13 protein-coding genes are annotated in these 14,163 nt (G+C 68.6%); all 13 read right to left on the bottom strand.

Translation table 11 applies throughout. The annotated features are described in order from the left end of the window. Nucleotides 1-70: 70 nt before the first annotated feature. Nucleotides 71-1,240 carry a GTPase HflX gene (hflX, locus tag AC07RM_RS05665; protein ID WP_093342608.1) on the bottom strand — a complete coding sequence of 390 codons (1,170 nt, stop codon included), beginning with the start codon at nucleotides 1,238-1,240 and terminating at the stop codon, nucleotides 71-73. 58 nt (nucleotides 1,241-1,298) lie between these two features. Beyond that, nucleotides 1,299-1,544 carry an RNA chaperone Hfq gene (gene hfq, locus AC07RM_RS05660; protein WP_056582504.1) on the bottom strand — a complete coding sequence of 82 codons (246 nt, stop codon included), beginning with the start codon at nucleotides 1,542-1,544 and terminating at the stop codon, nucleotides 1,299-1,301. Between the two features lie 161 nt (nucleotides 1,545-1,705). Continuing rightward, entirely contained in the window at nucleotides 1,706-3,052 is a 1,347-nt protein-coding gene (gene der / locus AC07RM_RS05655; RefSeq protein WP_208509375.1) for a ribosome biogenesis GTPase Der, read from the bottom strand. Between the two features lie 50 nt (nucleotides 3,053-3,102). Then, nucleotides 3,103-4,245 carry an outer membrane protein assembly factor BamB gene (gene bamB, locus AC07RM_RS05650; RefSeq protein ID WP_495333676.1) on the bottom strand — a complete coding sequence of 381 codons (1,143 nt, stop codon included), beginning with the start codon at nucleotides 4,243-4,245 and terminating at the stop codon, nucleotides 3,103-3,105. Nucleotides 4,246-4,257: 12 nt separating this feature from the next. Next, entirely contained in the window at nucleotides 4,258-4,950 is a 693-nt protein-coding gene (locus tag AC07RM_RS05645) for a YfgM family protein (protein ID WP_093342613.1), read from the bottom strand. 89 nt (nucleotides 4,951-5,039) lie between these two features. Then, nucleotides 5,040-6,377: a histidine--tRNA ligase gene (hisS, locus tag AC07RM_RS05640; protein WP_495333674.1), complete on the bottom strand. Its 1,338-nt coding sequence runs from the start codon at nucleotides 6,375-6,377 to the stop codon at nucleotides 5,040-5,042. 13 nt (nucleotides 6,378-6,390) lie between these two features. Continuing rightward, a complete protein-coding gene (gene ispG, locus AC07RM_RS05635; RefSeq protein WP_281077512.1) occupies nucleotides 6,391-7,653 on the bottom strand; it encodes a flavodoxin-dependent (E)-4-hydroxy-3-methylbut-2-enyl-diphosphate synthase in 1,263 nt (420 codons plus the stop codon). Nucleotides 7,654-7,661: 8 nt separating this feature from the next. Then, nucleotides 7,662-8,618 (bottom strand): RodZ domain-containing protein, encoded by a 957-nt coding sequence (locus tag AC07RM_RS05630; protein ID WP_495333672.1) that lies wholly within the window; start codon nucleotides 8,616-8,618, stop codon nucleotides 7,662-7,664. Then, nucleotides 8,611-9,462 (bottom strand): type IV pilus biogenesis/stability protein PilW, encoded by an 852-nt coding sequence (pilW, locus tag AC07RM_RS05625; RefSeq protein ID WP_093342617.1) that lies wholly within the window; start codon nucleotides 9,460-9,462, stop codon nucleotides 8,611-8,613. The genes AC07RM_RS05630 and pilW overlap by 8 nt, the downstream gene beginning before the upstream one ends. A 4-nt stretch (nucleotides 9,463-9,466) precedes the next feature. After that, complete coding sequence (rlmN, locus tag AC07RM_RS05620; RefSeq protein ID WP_093342618.1) at nucleotides 9,467-10,642, bottom strand: dual-specificity RNA methyltransferase RlmN; 1,176 nt, start codon at nucleotides 10,640-10,642, stop codon at nucleotides 9,467-9,469. Nucleotides 10,643-10,663: 21 nt separating this feature from the next. Continuing rightward, nucleotides 10,664-11,089 carry a nucleoside-diphosphate kinase gene (gene ndk, locus AC07RM_RS05615; RefSeq protein ID WP_019653122.1) on the bottom strand — a complete coding sequence of 142 codons (426 nt, stop codon included), beginning with the start codon at nucleotides 11,087-11,089 and terminating at the stop codon, nucleotides 10,664-10,666. A gap of 158 nt (nucleotides 11,090-11,247) precedes the next feature. After that, nucleotides 11,248-13,131: a pseudouridine synthase gene (locus tag AC07RM_RS05610; protein ID WP_495333670.1), complete on the bottom strand. Its 1,884-nt coding sequence runs from the start codon at nucleotides 13,129-13,131 to the stop codon at nucleotides 11,248-11,250. Further along, the gene (scpB, locus tag AC07RM_RS05605) at nucleotides 13,128-14,093 is read right to left on the bottom strand and encodes an SMC-Scp complex subunit ScpB (protein ID WP_495333668.1); all 966 of its coding nucleotides are present in this window, start codon (nucleotides 14,091-14,093) and stop codon (nucleotides 13,128-13,130) included. The genes AC07RM_RS05610 and scpB overlap by 4 nt, the downstream gene beginning before the upstream one ends. Between the last annotated feature and the right edge of the window lie 70 nt (nucleotides 14,094-14,163).

Below are 14,163 nucleotides of genomic sequence, written 5' to 3'. Positions count from 1 at the left end.
AAGAACCCTTTCCACACTGGCTTTGCATTCATTCGCGTCGTTCTCTTGTCAGTGGCGGGATTGTGCCCAATCAATGGGTGGCACCGTGCAATTCAGCGTCACCCTCAGGGGTCATGGTATCGGCGATCGAGCCCGAGAGTCGGGCCAGCTCCGCGCGCAGCAGGGGCAAGCCCTCGCCGCTGCGGGCGCTCAGGAAGATGCGCGGAACCTGCACGCCGTCGATGTCCATGTCGTCCTGCAGATGCAGCGGACGTTGCGTGCTTTCAAGGGCATCGAGCTTGTTGAAGACCAGCAATTGCGGCACGGTGTCGGCGCCGATCTCGCGCAGCACCGTCTGCACCTCGGCCATCTGCTCGGGATGGTGCGGGTTCGAGGCATCGACCACGTGCAGCAGCAGGTCGGCATCGACCGCTTCCTGCAGGGTGGCCTTGAAGGCGTCGACCAGGCCGTGCGGCAGGTCACGGATGAAGCCCACGGTGTCGGAGATCGACACCTGCCGGCGCGCATCGCCGAGGTAGAGGTTGCGCGTGGTGGTGTCGAGCGTGGCGAACAGCTGGTCGGCCGCGTAGGCACGGGCCTTCACGAGCGCATTGAACAGCGAGGACTTGCCCGCGTTGGTGTAGCCCACCAGCGAGATGTTGAAGGTCTCGCGGCGCTCGCGCTGGCGCCGCTGCGTGCCGCGCTGCTTCTGCACCTTGGCCAGGCGCTCGCGCGTGCGCTTGATCGACTCGGCGATCATCCGCCGGTCGAGCTCGATCTGCTTCTCGCCCGGGCCGCCGCGCACGCCGGCACCGCCGGTCTGGCGCTCCAGGTGGGACCAGCGGCGCACGAGGCGCGTGCTCAGGTACTGCAGGCGGGCGAGCTCGACCTGCAGCTTGCCTTCGTGCGAGCGCGCGCGCTGCGCGAAGATCTCGAGGATGAGGAAGGTCCGGTCGTACACCGCGACGTCGAGCTGGCGCTCGAGGTTGCGCTGCTGGGCCGGGCTCAGCGACTGGTCGAAGATGACCTCGCTCGCGCGATGCATCGCGGCGAGCTCCTTGATCTCGTCGGCCTTGCCGCTGCCGACGAAAAGCGCCGCGTCGGGCACCTTGCGCTTGCACACGAGGCGCGCCACGGGCGAGAGGCCCGCGGTTTGCGCGAGCAGGCCGAGTTCTTCGAGTTCGCTGTCGAAATGGGGCAGCCCGAAGTCGACGCCGACGAGAACGACGGCGCCTTCCTGGCGGGAATTCAGTTCAGACAAGCGGTATCAGAAAAGGGGAAAAGCGCGGCGGGTTTGACACCGCCGCGCTCCGCGCCGATCAGGCTGCGGCGTCGTCGTTCTCGTTGGCCGAGAAGTTGACGGCACGACCCGGCACGATGGTGGAAATGGCGTGCTTGTAGACCATCTGTGTCACCGTGTTGCGAAGCAACACGACGTACTGGTCGAAAGACTCGATCTGACCCTGCAGCTTGATACCGTTCACCAAATAAATGGAAACCGGCACATGCTCGCGACGCAGTGTGTTCAGAAACGGGTCTTGTAGAAGTTGCCCTTTATTGCTCACGATATTCTCCGTGTTCAAGAGTAGTTGTTGGAAAAGGGACCTTAACACAGGCCTCCCGCGCTGCAGCATTCCGCGCCAAAAGCCTTTGAAAAATAACGGTTCTCAAAAGACGGAACTTCCGTTCCGGCGGCCGCTCATCGGCCGCCAACGGTGCCCAAGACTCACTCGTCCTTGTCGGCGTAGGGATTGTGGGAGCTCTTGAATTCGATTCGCAATGGCGTACCCACCAGGTCGAATTCCTTGCGGAACCGCCCCTCGAGAAAGCGCTTGTAGGCGTCGGTCACATGCTCGAGCGAATTGCCGTGGATCACGATCAGCGGCGGATTCATGCCGCCCTGGTGCGCATAGCGCAGCTTGGGCCGGAACATGCCGGTGCGCTTGGGCGTCTGGAATTGCACCGCCTCGAGCAAGAGCCGGGTCAGCACCGGCGTCGACATCTTGCGGGTGGCCGACTTGTGGGCCTGCGCGATCGCCTGCCACAGCGGCCCCAGGCCCTGGCGCTTGATGGCCGAGATGAAATGCAGCGCGGCGAATTTGAGGAACACCAGCCGGGTCTCGATCTGGCGCTGGATCTGCTCGCGCTGGTAGCTGTCGACCGCGTCCCACTTGTTGATGGCGATCACCACCGCGCGGCCGCTCTCGAGGATGTAGCCCGCGATGTGGGCGTCCTGGTCGGTCACGCCCTGCGTGGCATCGAGCAGCAGCAGCACGACATTGGCGGATTCGATGGCCTGCAGCGTCTTGACCACCGAGAACTTCTCGATCGCCTCAAACACCCTGCCCTTGCGGCGCAATCCGGCGGTGTCGATCAGCTCGAAGCGCTGGCCGTTGCGCTCGAAGGGCACCGAGATCGCGTCGCGCGTGGTGCCGGGCATGTCGAAGGCCACGAGACGCTCTTCGCCGAGCCAGGTGTTGATCAGCGTGGACTTGCCGACGTTCGGGCGCCCCGCCACCGCGAGCTTGATCGGCTTGTTGACGTCGTCCTCGCCGTCCTCGTCCTCTTCGGGCTCGGGCAGGTTCAGCGATTCGAGCGCCAGTTCGACTAGGCCGCGGATGCCCTGCCCGTGCGCGGCCGACACGCCATGCACCTCGCCGAGGCCCAGCTCGTAGAAGTCGACCAGCTTGGAGCCGTCGTGCATGCCCTCGGACTTGTTGGCCACCAGCACGCAGGGCTTGCCCAGGCGGCGCAGCTCGTTGGCGATGTCGTGGTCCTGTGCCGACAGCCCTTCGCGGGCATCGACCACGAACACCACCACGTCGGCCTCGGCCACGGCCTGGCGCGTCTGCTTGGCCATCTCCTTGAAGATGCCGCTGCCCGCGTCGGGCTCGAAGCCGCCGGTGTCGATGACGATGAACTCGTGCTTGCCCAGGCGGCCGTTGCCGTAGTGGCGGTCGCGCGTCAGCCCGGCGAAGTCCGCCACGATGGCATCGCGCGTCTGGGTCAGGCGGTTGAACAGGGTCGACTTGCCGACGTTGGGACGGCCCACCAGGGCCATGACGGGTTTCATGGCCGCTCCTTCGCGGATTCGCAATTCATGGCCATGCCCTGGAAAAAAGATCAGTCGGGACGGTAGCCGAAGACGCCGCCGTTGGCCGTGACGACCACCACCGTGTTGCCCACGACCACCGGAGCGGTTTCAATGGCCGAGCCATCGGGCGTGACGCGGTTCAGCAGGCCGCCGTTCTCGCGCGAGACGAACAGCAGCAGGCCGGTGCTGTCGCCGATGACCAGCGAACGGCCCACGGCCAGCGGCGCGGTCAGCGTGCGGTTCTTGAAGGTGGTGCTCTGCCAGGCGCGTTCGCCGTCGGCGCGGCGCCAGGCGGTGACGCTGCCATCGGCTTCGGTGCCGTAGACGAAACCATCGTCGCCACCCAGGCCTTCGGCGCCCGAGGCCGCCTTGCTCCAGACCAGGGTGCCGCGCAGCGTGTCGACGCAGCCGACGCTGGCGTAGTAGGCGCGCGCGCAGACGGTGTCGCCCACGCGGCTCACGCTGCCGGTCAGGTCGACCAGGCGCTCGACGTCGTTGGTGCCGCGCGGCGCCGCGATCGGCGATTCCCAGCGCGAGGTGCCGTTCGACGGGTTGATGCCCGCGAGGCGGCCGCCGATGCCGGCCACCAGGGTGTCGCCCACGGCGAGCAGCACGCCCGGCTTCTTGAGCACGAGGTTCTCGCCGGTGCGCTGCTGCGACCAGAGGCGGCGACCGCTCTCGCCGTCCCAGGCGCTGATGTTGCGGTCGGCGGTCTGCACGAAGACGCGGCGGCCGGCCACCAGCGGCGCGGTGAAGGCCTGCGCGGTGAGGCGCTGCTTCCAGATCACCTTGCCGCCCTGCAGCGCGACCAGTTCATTGTTGGTGGTGACCACCGCGGTGATGCTGCCGTCGCTGCCCACGCCCGCCGTGAGCGGTGCGCCGACGCTGGCACGCCAGGTTTCGCGGCCCGCGCGGGCATCGATGCCGACCACGGTGCCGTCGGCGGCCGCCACGGTCACGATGTCGCCGCTGATGTCGGTGGTGAGCGGGAACTTGACCGCCGGGATCTTCACGCTCCAGGCCTGGCGCACGCCGATCAGCGAGGCATTGGTCGGCAGTTCGGCCGGCTTCGGCTTGGAGGTGCCCGAGCAGGCGGCCAGGACCGCTACCAAAACAAGAGCAGACCCCGCACGCACGGCGGTCGATTCAGGCATGAAACGCATGAAATTCATGATGGCTGGCGATCAGGATTTGGCAGGAACTGCGGGGGTGACGGTGATGGCGGGCGCCAGGCTCTTGGGGTCGACACCGACCGCATTGAGCTTGAATTCGACCAGCCGGCGGTATTCGGAAGCGGCACCCAGGCCGGTCCAGGCCTTGCGGTACTCGGCCTGCGCCTCGTCGCGCTTGCCCTGGGCCAGGTAGATGTCGCCCTTGCGGTCGGCCACCAGCGGCTCGAATTCCTTCGGCACGTTGCCCGAGAGCTGCTTGATCGCGTCGTCGTAGGACTTGGCATCGAGCAGTTCGGCCGCGAGGCGCAGCTTGGCGATGGCCTGGTAGCCGGGGTCGGTGGCCTTGTCGGCCACCCAGCCGAGCGCGGCGCGCGAGGCTTCGGCATTGCCCTTGTCGTAGAGGGTCTTGGCGGCCAGCAGGCCGGCCTGCTGCGCATAGGCGGTGCCCGCGAAGCGTTCCTTCATGTCGTTGAACACGCGCTCGATGCGGGCGGCATCGCCCGACTGGGCACTGCGCTCGACTTCGTCGTACAGCGCCGCTGCCTGGGCTGCCTTGGTGCGCTGAAAATACTGCCAGCCGTTCCAGGCCACGAAGGCGCCGGCGACGAGCAGCACGACCCAGGTGATCAGGGTGCCGTAGGTGTTCCAGAAATGCTTGAGCTGGTCGAGCTGTTCCTGTTCTTCGAGATCGAGATGGGTTGCCATGCGCTGTCAGTGGTTGGAAGGACTCGAGGCCGCGGTGCGCCGGGTGCGCCCGTGTGTTTTCATTCTGTGCCTCCGTGAGGCTGAAAGACTCAGGAACGGTCCGATGATTCCCCGGGAGCCGGCGATTGTAGGGTGGCGGCCCAGCCGGCCACGTCCGCGAGCGGGCGGGCCACCTGCGAACCGCTGCCATCGCGCAAGGATTTCACGGTGACCTCGCCACGCGCGAGTTCGTCCTCGCCGAAGATCAGCGCAAAGCGCGCCCCGCTCGCATCGGCCTTCTTGAACTGCGCCTTCATGCCGCCGCCGCCCGCATGCTGCACCACGGCCACGCCGGCCGCGCGCAACTGCTCGAGCACCACCATCGCCTGCGGCAGCGCCGCGGCCGAGGGCACGATGGCGTAGGCCGCGGGTTCGCTGCCGGGCACCGGCAGGCCGAGTTCCTGGATCAGCAGCAGCAGCCGCTCGATGCCCAGGCCGAAACCCACGGCCGGCGCGGGCTTGCCGCCCATCTGGCCGATCAGGCCGTCGTAGCGGCCGCCGCCGCACACGGTGCCCTGCGAGCCGAGCTGGTCGGTGACCCACTCGAACACGGTCAGGTTGTAGTAGTCCATGCCGCGCACCAGGCGCGGGTTGACGCGGTAGCCCAGGCCCGCGGCGTCGAGCACCGCGCGCACCGCGGCGAAGTGCGCGCGCGACTCCTCGCCGAGGAAGTCCATCAGCTGCGGCGCGGCCTCGACCATCGCCTGCATGGCGGGATTCTTGGTGTCGAGGATGCGCAGCGGATTGCTGTGCAGCCGGCGCTGCGCATCGGCGTCGAGCAGCTCGGCATGCGCCTCGAAGTGGCGGATCAGCGCCTCGCGATGCGCCTGGCGCTCGGCCGGCTGGCCCAGGCTGTTGATCTCGAGCCGCACGTGCTGGCCCTCGAGCAGTCCGAGCTCGCGCCACAGCGCGCGCACCATGAGGATCAGCTCGGCATCCACGTCCGGACCGGCGAAACCCAGCGCCTCGACGTCGAGCTGGTGGAACTGGCGGTAGCGGCCCTTCTGCGGCCGCTCGTGGCGGAACATCGCGCCCATGGTCCACAGGCGCAGCGGTCCGTTGTAGAGCGCGTTGTGCTCGACCATCGCGCGCACGATGCCGGCGGTGGCCTCGGGGCGCAGCGTGAGCTTGTCGCCGTTCATCGAGTCGGTGAAGGAGTACATCTCCTTCTCGACGATGTCGGTCACCTCGCCGAGGCCGCGCACGAACAGCGCCGTGGGTTCGACCACCGGCGTCACGATGTACTGGTAGCCGTAGCGCGCGAGCAGCGAGCGCACCGTCTGCTCGAACCACGACCACAGGGCCGAGTCGGGCAGGCGGTCGGTGCGCGGCACGCTCGCCGGCAATATGTCGTTCATGCCTTTGACGGCATTGATCTTGTCAGCCATGGGAGAGGAGTGGTCAGGCGACGTCGGCAGCCTGGGGCTGGCCGAAGCGCTTTTCGATGTAGGTTTCGACGAGCTGGTGGAACTCGTTGGCGATATTGTCGCCGCGCAGCGTGAGGGCCTTTTCGCCGTCGATGAAGACCGGCGCGGCGGGGGCCTCGCCGGTGCCGGGCAGGCTGATGCCGATGTCCGCGTGCTTGCTCTCGCCGGGGCCGTTGACGATGCAGCCCATCACGGCCACCTTCATCGTCTCGACGCCCGGGTATTTCTTGCGCCAGACCGGCATCTGCAGACGCAGGTAGTCGTCGATCTGCTTGGCCAGTTCCTGGAAGGTGGTGCTGGTGGTGCGGCCGCACCCCGGGCAGGCGGTGACGCTCGGCACGAAGATGCGCAGGCCCAGCGACTGCAGGATCTCGGAGGCGATCACCACCTCCTGCGTGCGCGACTCTCCGGGCTGCGGCGTGAGCGACACGCGGATGGTGTCGCCGATGCCTTCCTGCAGCAGGATCGACAGCGCGGTGGCCGAGGCCACCGTGCCCTTGGTGCCCATGCCGGCCTCGGTCAGGCCCAGGTGCAGCGGGTAGTCGCAGCGCCGCGCGAGTTCGCGGTAGACCGAGATCAGGTCCTGCACGCCGCTGACCTTGCACGACAGGATGATCTGCTCGCCGGCCATGCCCATGGATTCGGCCAGCTTCGCGGATTCGATGGCCGAGGTGATCAGCGCCTCGTACATGACCTGCTTGGCATCCCAGGGCTGCGCGCGCAGGCTGTTGGTGTCCATCAGGCTGGCCAGCAGCTCCTGGTCGAGGCTGCCCCAGTTCACGCCGATGCGCACCGGCTTGTTCCAGCGCATGGCCGCGTCGATCATCTGGCCGAACTGACGGTCCTTCTTGTCGCCCTTGCCCACGTTGCCGGGGTTGATGCGGTACTTGCTCAGCGCCTCGGCGCAGGCCGGATAGTCGGTCAGCAGCCGGTGGCCGTTGTAGTGGAAGTCGCCGACCAGCGGCACGTCGATGCCCATGCGGTCGAGCTGCTCGCGGATGTAGGGCACCTGCGCCGCGGCTTCGGGCGTGTTGACCGTGATGCGGACCATCTCGGAGCCGGCCTGGGCCAGTTCCTTGACCTGGATCGCGGTGCCGATCGCGTCGACGGTGTCGGTGTTGGTCATCGACTGCACGCGCACCGGCGCATCGCCGCCGACCGTGACCACGCGCGGGCCCCAGACCACGCGGGCCTGGCGCGAGCGGCGCGCCTTGGGCGCCGCGGATTCGATCGGCAGGGGTTCGCTCACGATTTCACCTCGAAGCGCGCAACGCCGCCATTGCGCGTGAAGGGTTTGAGATCGAAGGGCTTGCCGAGCACCTGCACATCGACGCTCGATGCGCGCCCGACCACCACCGAGAGCGGCAGCGCCCCCGACAGCGCGACCGTTTCGCCGGCCAGCAGGCTGCGCCGCAGCAACTGCTTGCCCGCCGAATCGGTGACGGTGATCCAGCATTCCTCGCGCGCCACGAAGACCAGCGCCTGGCCGCTCGCGTCGGCGGCGGCCGGCGGCGTAGCCGTTGCGGGGGCGGCGGGCGTTGCCGCGGCCGGCGTCGCCGGTGCAGCCGCCACGGCCGGCGCCGGCGCGGCGGTGCCGACGGCCGCGGCCGGAACCGGCACGTTCTCGGTCGCGACGCCCGGCGTGGCGCCGGGGGCGGCAGGCGCCTCGCCAGCGTTCGGTCCTATCTCGGCCGCGCCGCGCGCCGTGATGCGCGACACCGTGCTGCCGATGCGGTCGAACACCGACTGCGGCAGCCAGAAGATCGCGGCCGCGCCGACCAGCAGCAGCGCGACCACGGTCAGCAGCGCGCGCGACGGCAGCCCGCCCGAACGGCCGCTGCCCCAGCGCGAGGTGCCCGAGACGATGTGGGTCTTGAGATTGCGGTCGGCCACCGCCACCGCGGCCTTGGGCGCGCCCGGCAGCTTGGCGAGCACCGGCGCCGGATCGACGCGCAGCGCACGGCAGACGCTGCTGGCCAGCGCGCGCGCGAACACCGGGTCGGGCAAGGCGGCGATGTCGTCGGCCTCGAGCGCCAGCAGCTTCTGCGCCGGCACCTTGAGCGCGGCCGCGACCATTTCGATATGCAGGCCGTGCGCTTCGCGCGCCTCGCGCAGCATGGTGCCGGCGGACTTGTTCGTGTTGTCGGCTTCCTCGAGCGGAATCACCGCGGAAGTGCCGAATTCGGAAACCCGTTCAGTCATTGAAATTCCCGCGCTCGAACGCCGAAGCTTCGCGCGACTGCGGGAAGCGGCGCTGCAGCTGCCCGCCCAGCTGCGCGACCGCCTCGCGGTTGTTGAGACTGCGCTCGATCTTGATCCCCAGCCACAGGGTTTCGGCGTTGGCCGAGGGACCGTTGTTGACGCGGCGCACGTAGAACTGCGCGCGCGACCATTCCCCGCGCTTCGCGAGCAGCGAGGCGAGGTTGAAGCCGACCACCGGATTGCCGGCATCGATCTCGTAGGCCGCCTGCAGCGAGCGCTCGGCCTCGACGGGCTGGCCCGCGCGCATCTCGCACAGGCCCTGCGTCATCAGCGTCTTGGCGCGCTCGGTGTAGGCCGGCGTGGCCAGCGCCTCGGTGAACTGCTGGGCGGCGTCGCGGTAGCGGTTCTGCTGGCACAGCAGCCAGCCGTAGTTGTGGCGCGTGTTGCCGTCGCGCGGGTTGAGCGCCAGCGCGCGGCGGAAGCTGTCCTCGGCCAGGCCGGCGTCTTCCATGCGCATGTAGACCAGTCCGCGCAGCGCGAAGGCGTCGGCATAGCTGGGATCGGCGTTGAGCGCCTGCTTGATCTCGTCGAGCGCGACGGTGTTCTGGCCATGCTCGAAATAGCCGGCCGCGAGTTCCATGCGCAGGCGGGCGCGGCGACGGGCGTTCGACTCGTCCGACTCGGTGACGAGCTGCGGGCCCGAGGACGAGCTGGCCGAATCGAGGCTGGTGGTCGTGGTGCGGGTGTTCACGCACCCCGAGAGCAGCAGCGCCGCGAGGCCCGCGAAGCTGGCCACCAGCACGCGTTGCAGCCCGGCGCTCGCCGTCGGAAAAGCCATGCTCATCGGTTCAATGCTCCTGGGAGGCGGTGGAAGCGGCCTTGCGGACCGGATGCAACACGACCGTTCGCTCCGTTCCCGAGGCAGAAGACGCCAGGCGGCGCTGCGCCATGCGCTCGGCCGCGCGGGTGCGGTCCTTGACGTCGCCGGCCAGCTGGCCGCAGGCGGCGTCGATGTCGTCGCCGCGCGTCTTGCGCACCGTGGTCACCAGGCCGGCTTCGCTCAGCATCTTCGCGAAGGCCAGCACGCGCGGCTGCGGCGAACGCAGCAGGCCCGATGCCGGGAAGGGGTTGAACGGGATCAGGTTGAACTTGCACGACACGCCGTGCGTGCGCACCAGCTCGATCAGCTGGCGCGCATGCTCGGGCTGGTCGTTGACGCCGTCGAGCATGCAGTACTCGAAGGTGATGAAGTCGCGCGGCGCGTGCGCGAGGTAGCGCTTGCAGGCCTCGAGCAGCTCGGCGATCGGGTACTTGCGGTTCAGCGGCACCAGGTCGTCGCGCAGCGGATCGTTGGGTGCGTGCAGCGAGACGGCGAGCGCCACCGCGCAGTCGGTACCCAGGCGGTCGATCATCGGCACCACGCCCGAGGTCGAGACCGTGACGCGGCGGCGCGAGAGGCCGTAGCCGTTGTCGTCGAGCATGGTGCGCAGCGCGGGCACCAGCGCCGAATAGTTCTGCAGCGGCTCGCCCATGCCCATCATCACCACGTTGGAGATGACGCGCTCGTCGCGCTTGAGGTGCTTGCGCAGGAAGTGCTCGGCGAACCAGAGCTGGGCGACGATCTCGCCCGTGCTCAGGTTGCGGCTGAAGCCCTGGTGGCCGGTCGAGCAGAAGCGGCAGCCGACTGCGCAGCCGGCCTGGGACGACACGCACAGCGTGCCGCGGTCGTCCTCGGGAATGAAGACGGCTTCGACGGCATTGCCGTCACCGACGTCGAACAGCCACTTGATCGTGCCGTCCTTGGATTCGTGCTGGGTGATGACCGGCAGCGCCTCGACGCGCGCGGTCGTCGCGAGTTTCTCGCGCAGCGACTTGGCCAGATCGGTCATCTGGGAGAAGTCGCTGGCGCCACGCTGGTGGATCCAGCGGAACAGCTGCGTGGCGCGGAATTTTTTCTCGCCGAGTTTTTCGCAGAACGCAGCCAACCCCTCGAGATCGAAATCGAGCAGGTTGGCCGTGGTCATGGATTCGGTCGAGATGCGGCTTCAGCGTGCGTAGACGTTGAGGCCGGCGAAGAAGAACGCCACTTCGTTGGCGGCGGTTTCGGGAGCGTCCGAACCGTGCACGGCGTTGGCGTCGATGCTGTCGGCGAAGTCGGCGCGGATGGTGCCGGCGGCGGCCTTCTTCGGGTCGGTGGCGCCCATCAGGTCACGGTTCTTGGCGATCGCGTTCTCGCCTTCGAGCACTTGCACGAACACCGGGCCCGAGATCATGAACTCGACCAGGTCCTTGAAGAAGGGACGTTCCTTGTGCACGGCGTAGAACTGCTCGGCTTCGTTGCGCGAGAGGTGGACCAGCTTGGCAGCCACGATCTTCAGGCCGGCGGCCTCGAAGCGGGAAACGATCTTGCCGATGACGTTCTTGGCGACGGCGTCGGGCTTGATGATGGAGAGGGTACGTTCGATAGCCATGGAAGTGCTTTCTGAGCTTGCTTGATTCTGAAGTTTTTTGTCACAACTGCAACGATATTGTTGCGCTGTATCCCGACAAAGCCCGCGATTTTAACCGGCGGGATTCACCACCTTGGTGAAAACCCCGCGAAAGGCCGCGCGGGCGCGGCTGTTTTTGTTCAGCGGCCGCGGCGCCGGCCACCGCCGCCGCCCTGCCCGCCAAAGCCGCCGCCTCCACCACCGCCCCCGCCGCCCCCACCGCCACGGCGGCCGGAACCGCCCTGGCGCTGTTCCTTGCGCTGGCGCGTGAAGCTGTCGGCGCCGATGTAGCCCAGCGAGGTCTTCATCGGATCGGGCTGGTTGGCACCGCTCGGCGGACGGTCGTCGCCGCCCTGCCGGTTGCGGTTGCCGGCATTGTTGTTGCCGTTGTTGCGCCGGCCCTGCTGCTGTTGCGGCGGACCGCCGTTGCCGCCGCCGGGGCCGCGGTTGTTGCGCGGGCCGCGCGGCGGCCGGCCGTCGCCCAGCGGGCTGGGGATCGGCGGCTCGCGGTTGTCGTCGCGCGCCTGGGCACCACCGCCGTTGCGGCCGCCGCGGCGCTTCTTGTTGCGCCCGTTCCGGCCGCCACCGCCGCCATCGGGCCCCTGGCCGCGCTGCTGCGGCGGACCCGGACGCGCCTGCGCGCCACCCGAGGCCTGGAACAACGCGCGGATGTCGCGCTCGTCGAGCTCCATCCAGGCGCCGCGCTTGAGGCCGCGCGGCAGCACCATCGCGCCGTAGCGGATGCGGATCAGCCGGCTGACCGCATGGCCCACCGACTCGAACAGCCGGCGCACCTCGCGGTTGCGGCCTTCGGAAATCGTGACGCGATACCAGCAGTTGGAGCCTTCGCCGCCACCGTCCTCGATGGTGCCGAACTGCGCCATGCCGTCGTCGAGGCGCACGCCGTCGAGCAGCTTCTGCCGTTCTTCGCTGCTGATCGCGCCGAGCACGCGCACCGCGTATTCGCGCTCCAGGCCGAAGCGCGGATGCATCAGCTGGTTGGCCAGGTCGCCCGAGCTGCTGAACAGCAGCAGGCCTTCGGTGTTCAGGTCGAGCCGGCCGACCGACTGCCACTTGCCCTGATGCAGGCGCGGCAGCTTGCGGAACACGGTCGGGCGGTTCTGCGGATCGTCGTGCGTGACGACCTCGCCCACGGGCTTGTGATAGGCGATCACGCGCGGCGGCGGCGGCGCGATCCGGTAGCGGATCGGCTTGCCGTTGATCTTGACCTGGTCGCCGTACTGGATGCGCTGGCCGATGTGGGCCGGCTCGTTGTTGACCGAGATGCGCCCCTGCAGGATCAGTTGCTCCATCTCCAGGCGCGAGCCGAGCCCGGCCTGCGCGAGCACCTTGTGCAGCTTGGGCGAATCGGCCTCGGGCAGCAGCACGCGCTTGAGCGGCGGCACCTCGGGGCTGTCCTCGTCGGCGTCGAACTGGCCCGAGATGACGTCGGCGAAGCGGATCGGCTCGGGCGGCGGCGCATTGCGCTGCTCGCGCTCGGCGGCACGGCGGGCACGGTCGAGGTCGTCCTCCTCGTCGTCGGGGTCTTCCTCGTCTTCTTCGTCCTCGGAACGGTCGTCCGAATCTTCCTCGTCCCGGGGCGGCAGGCGCGCCGGTTCGGCACGCGCGGGTTCGGGCTCCGGCTGGGGCACCGGTGCCGCGACGGGCTCGGGTGTCGCTTCGAGCGCAGGCGGCTCGGATTCGGCTGCGGGCTCTTCGGGCGCCGCGTCGACCACGGCCTTCGGCTTGCGCGGGCGCTTGGGCTTGGCGGGCTTGGCCGGCTCCTCGACGCTCTCGGCGGCCACGGCCACGGCCGCTTCGGGTTCGGCCGCTGCCGGCGCCTCGGTGGCCTCCGCGGCCTCCTTCTTGCGCCGCGGACGCCGCTTCGGTGCCGCGCCCTCCTCCGCCGTCGCTACGGCTTTCGCAGCATCGCCCGCGGACTGGCCGGTCGTTTCCGGCGTGTTTTCATTGGACAAGGGGTCGATCGGCAGGATCGCCGCTTGGTCGGGGTCGGATGAGCTCATGAGGTCTTTCCGGGGAGGACTGCGTCAGGATCGGTCGCGTCCGGCGGTGGAGCGTCGGGATCGATGCGGGGTTCTTCGGAGGGTTCGGTATCGGCGGAAGCCTGGGCTTCCGCGGGGGCTGGCTGTTCGGCGTCGTCGCCTCGCTCGTCGAGGGCGGCGACATCGCCCGGCTCGGGAGCCATGTCCGGCTCGGCCGACGCGCTGTCGGTCGCCACGATCTCGTCGGCGATCGCTTCGTCGGCCAGCGATGCATCGTCCGCGATCGCCGGCTGGACTTCGGGTTGTTCCGAGGGGTGTGCACCAGTCTGCGCCTCTTCCGCCGCGACGGCAACCGCCGTCTCGTCGGCGGCCGGCGCCGGCTCGGCCTCCGCCGGCGGCTCGTCGATTGGCAGCGCCGGCTGGTCGCCGCCGCCCGCGCGCTCGAGCGAGTCGACCAGTGCCGCCTGCTGGGCCGGCGTCTCGATCACCGGCAGCTGGTCGAGCGAGGCCAGGCCGAGGTCGTCGAGGAACTGGCGCGTGGTCGCGTACAGCGCCGGGCGCCCGACCGTCTCGCGGTGGCCGATCACCTCGACCCAGTTGCGGTCCTCGAGCTGCTTGAGGATCAGCGAGTTGATGGTGACGCCGCGGATGTCTTCCATGTCGCCGCGCGTGACCGGCTGGCGATAGGCAATGATGGCCAGGGTCTCGAGCGCCGCGCGGGTGTAGCGCGGCGGCTTCTCGGGGTGCAAACGGTCGAGGTGGTCGCGCATCTCGGGCCGGCTCTGAAAGCGCCAGCCACTGCCCACGCTGACCAGTTCGAGGCCGCGCTGCGTCCAGTCTTCCTGCAGCTCGAGAAGCAGCGACTTGATCGTGTCCACGCCCAGTGCGTCGTCGAACAGCACGCGCAATTCGCGCACCGGCAGCGGCTGGCTCGAACAGATCAAGGCGGTTTCGAGAATGCGCTTGGCATCCGCCGTATTCATGGTTCGCGTTGTCCGGGAAAAGGCGCCTTGGGGGACGCTTTTTTTGTTCAGAAGGATGGAAGGAGGCGTT

It is taken from the genome of Variovorax sp. GW821-FHT09B05 (genome assembly GCF_059418265.1).
Note: the sequence above shows the minus strand (reverse complement) of the source record. Positions and strands in the feature narration are given on the sequence as shown.

What these genes read in the sequence shown, in the direction of transcription:
- der (WP_208509375.1), bottom strand. Translation starts at nt 3,052, where the DNA reads ATGAAACCCGTCATGGCCCTGGTGGGCCGTCCCAACGTCGGCAAGTCG.
- bamB (WP_495333676.1), bottom strand. Translation starts at nt 4,245, where the DNA reads ATGAATTTCATGCGTTTCATGCCTGAATCGACCGCCGTGCGTGCGGGG.
- AC07RM_RS05645 (WP_093342613.1), bottom strand. Translation starts at nt 4,950, where the DNA reads ATGGCAACCCATCTCGATCTCGAAGAACAGGAACAGCTCGACCAGCTC.
- hisS (WP_495333674.1), bottom strand. Translation starts at nt 6,377, where the DNA reads ATGGCTGACAAGATCAATGCCGTCAAAGGCATGAACGACATATTGCCG.
- AC07RM_RS05630 (WP_495333672.1), bottom strand. Translation starts at nt 8,618, where the DNA reads ATGACTGAACGGGTTTCCGAATTCGGCACTTCCGCGGTGATTCCGCTC.
- pilW (WP_093342617.1), bottom strand. Translation starts at nt 9,462, where the DNA reads ATGAGCATGGCTTTTCCGACGGCGAGCGCCGGGCTGCAACGCGTGCTG.
- rlmN (WP_093342618.1), bottom strand. Translation starts at nt 10,642, where the DNA reads ATGACCACGGCCAACCTGCTCGATTTCGATCTCGAGGGGTTGGCTGCG.
- ndk (WP_019653122.1), bottom strand. Translation starts at nt 11,089, where the DNA reads ATGGCTATCGAACGTACCCTCTCCATCATCAAGCCCGACGCCGTCGCC.
- AC07RM_RS05610 (WP_495333670.1), bottom strand. Translation starts at nt 13,131, where the DNA reads ATGAGCTCATCCGACCCCGACCAAGCGGCGATCCTGCCGATCGACCCC.
- scpB (WP_495333668.1), bottom strand. Translation starts at nt 14,093, where the DNA reads ATGAATACGGCGGATGCCAAGCGCATTCTCGAAACCGCCTTGATCTGT.